Here is a 2,931-nt window from a genome sequence, read left to right on the forward strand (position 1 = left end):
CTGTACCGCGGGATGCTCGGGTCCGCACTCCTGACCCTCGGCGGCTTCGGTGCCGGCGCCCTCCCGGTGGACGGGGGGCCCGCCGCCGCCGTGGGTCTGCTCGGGTTCACCTTCGGCCACGGCGAGGTCCTGGCCCTGACGCTGTGCTGGATCGGCGTGGCCCTGCTGTTCACCGCCTGGCTGGCGCTGGGCCCGCGGGCGTTGTCGGGTCGACTCCCCACGCGAGACGCGGTCTGGGCCACCGCGTTGTGGTCGCTCCCGTCACTGCCCGCGGTGCCGATGTTCAGCCGCGACGCGTGGTCGTACCTCGCGCAGGGGGCGATGACCGCCGCGGGGGTCGATCCCTACGAGGTCGGCCCCGAGGCCAACCCGGGACCCTTCACCGACGAGGTCAGCCCCGACTGGCGGTCGACCGCGACCCCCTACGGCCCGCTCCACCTGCTCCTCATGAGGATCGTGGTGGCCTTGTCCGGCGGGCACCCGGCGGTGGGGATCGTCATCCTGCGCGTGGCGGTGTTGGTGGCACTGGCCGCGCTGACCGTGGTGTTGGTGATGGCGGCCCGCCGGACCGGGGTGGACGCGGGGGCCGCGGTCTGGCTGGCGTGCGCGTCGCCGCTGTCGGTGATCCACCTGGCGGGCGGGCTGCACAACGAGATCTTCCCGCTCGTCGCCTGCCTCGGGGCTGTCGTTCTGGCCCTCGACGGTCGCCGGGCGTGGGCCGGCGCGGCGATCGGGATCGCGGTGGCGTTCAAGGCCACCGCGGTGATCGTCGCCCCGTTCCTGCTGTGGATCGCGCTGACCCGTCGGCGCGAGGACCCGTCGGTCACCAGGCCCGTGGTCCGGGCCCTCGGGGACACGGCACTGGCCGCCGCGATCGCGGTGGCCGTCCTCGGACTGGCCACCCTCGCCTCCGGTGCCGGGATCGGGTGGGTCCACGCGATCGCCGTGTCCGACAGGGTGATCAACTACCTCAGCGCACCGACGGCGGCAGCACACCTGGTCCACGCGGTCACCGACTCCCCCGGGTTCGAGGACGTGCTCGCGGTGTCCCGGCAGGTCGGGCGGGTGGTCCTCGCCGTGGTGCTGGTGGCCGTCTGGTGGCTCCATCGCCGGGACCGGACGACGGCGATCCGCGGCATCATGCTGGCGCTTCTGGCCTTCGTCGTGCTCAACTCGCTGGCCTGGCCCTGGTACTACGTCTGGGTGGCCGCGTTCTGGATGCTGGCGAGGCCGGGGCCCCGGGCCACCACGGCAGCGGTCGGGATGACCGTGTTCCTGGTGATGGCGATAGGGCCGAACGGATCGACCAGCCTCTACAGCCCCGTGCTCTCCGGGATCGCGGTGCTCGCCTCACTGGCCGTGGCCTGGTGGTGGTGGCGGGCCACCGGAAAGGTCAGAACGCCATCGCCTGAGCGCGCCGGATGACCTCCCGCGCGCGATGACCGTGGAGCGCGTCCGCGGGGCGACCCGGCAGGCTGTCGTCCTCCGTGAAGAGCCACCGCAGAATCTCCTCGTCGCGGTAGCCCCCGTCACGGAGAACCGAGACGAGTCCGGGCAGGAAACGCGCCACCTCGTCGTCGTCGTCCAGGAACACCGCGGGGACCACCACCACCCCGGCACGTCGGACGGCGATCAACCCCCCCTCACGGAGGAGGTCGTGTACACGGGTGACCGGGATGCCCAGTCGCCGCGACACCTCGGGCAGATTGATCGTCTCGACGTCCCCGGGCAGGACGTCATCGCAGTGCGGAACGGTACTCACGGCCACCACGTTAGTCCCAGCGGGGCCCGGCGGTCACCACCGCGGGCCGCACGGCACGGTTGCATACCGAGATCGGGACGCCGACGGGCAGAATGGACTCCATGACCACTCACGACGGGCAGCTACCAGGGCCGGGCACCGTGCTCGACGGGCGCTACCGGCTCGACGCCGTGATCGCACGCGGCGGGATGTCGATCGTGCACCTCGCCACCGACGAGCGGTTGGACCGCCACGTCGCCGTCAAGCTGTTGGACCCCGCCCTCGCCGGCGATCGCGCCTTCGTCGACCGGTTCACCCTCGAGGCGCGCTCTGTCGCGCGGCTCTCCGACCCCGGCATCGTCCAGGTCTTCGACCAGGGGGTCGAGGGGGACACCGCCTTCCTCGTGATGGAGTTGGTCCCGGGCGGCACGCTGCGCGAACTATTGGACGAGCGCGGACCCATGCCCCCGTACGCCGCCGCCGCCGTGCTCCGCCCCCTCCTCGGCGCACTCCGCGAGGCCCACGAGGCCGGGCTGGTCCACCGCGACATCAAGCCAGAGAACGTCCTCATCTCCACCACCGGGGCGGTCAAGCTCGCCGACTTCGGTCTCGTCCGTGCGGTGGCCGAGTCGAGGGCGACCTCGCGGAGCGTGGTGATGGGCACCGCCGCCTACCTCTCCCCCGAGCAGATCTCCGGCGCCGACACCGACGGGCGCTCCGACCTGTACTCCCTGGGGGTGCTCGCCTACGAGATGCTCACCGGCGAGCCCCCGTTCAACGGGGACAACTCGATCGCCGTGGCCTACCGGCGCCTGGACACCGACGTCCCGGCGCCCTCCGACCAGTCCGATTCCGTGGCGGAGGACCTCGACCACCTGATCCTCCGGGCGACCCGACGCAGCCGCGAGGACCGCTACCAGGATGCCGGGGAGATGCTCGACGACCTGGACCGGGCGGCCGAGATCGGACGCTTCCCCACCTATGTCGTCCCGGCGCCCCACCAGTCGTCCTGGTCCCGGGCCCGCGCCGCCGCGGCGCGATCGGCGCCCGGCGGTGCCACGGAGTTCGACGCCGCCGATCGCGAGAGCGGCGAGGCGCTCGGCCACGGTGACGGCCCCGTCCCCACACGGATGCACACGAGGGTGGGACTCGACGCGGTCCCGCCGCCCCCCGTCGCCGAGGAGTCCTAA

Annotated in this window: 3 protein-coding genes; 2 read left to right on the forward strand and 1 reads right to left on the reverse strand. The window is 72.6% G+C overall.

Going from position 1 to position 2,931, the window contains the following annotated elements:
• Positions 1–1,425, forward strand: a 1,425-nt coding sequence (gene mptB / locus G6021_RS13070; RefSeq protein WP_182641479.1) for a polyprenol phosphomannose-dependent alpha 1,6 mannosyltransferase MptB, incomplete at its 5' end; no start/stop codon positions are given.
• Here mptB and G6021_RS13075 read toward each other — a convergent pair.
• Positions 1,394–1,762, reverse strand: coding sequence for an Rv2175c family DNA-binding protein (locus tag G6021_RS13075; RefSeq protein WP_179525049.1), 369 nt, complete (start codon positions 1,760–1,762; stop codon positions 1,394–1,396). The genes mptB and G6021_RS13075 overlap by 32 nt on opposite strands.
• Positions 1,763–1,863: 101 nt before the next feature.
• Here G6021_RS13075 and G6021_RS13080 point away from each other — a divergent pair, with 101 nt between their 5' ends.
• The gene (locus G6021_RS13080) at positions 1,864–2,931 is read left to right on the forward strand and encodes a protein kinase (RefSeq protein WP_241736554.1); all 1,068 of its coding nucleotides are present in this window, start codon (positions 1,864–1,866) and stop codon (positions 2,929–2,931) included.

This window comes from Dietzia sp. CW19 (assembly GCF_014145265.1).
GTDB lineage: Bacteria > Actinomycetota > Actinomycetes > Mycobacteriales > Mycobacteriaceae > Dietzia > Dietzia natronolimnaea.

Bases quoted from the DNA above. Each gene is read 5' to 3' on its own strand.
- G6021_RS13080 (WP_241736554.1), top strand. From the start codon at position 1,864: ATGACCACTCACGACGGGCAGCTACCAGGGCCGGGCACCGTGCTCGAC.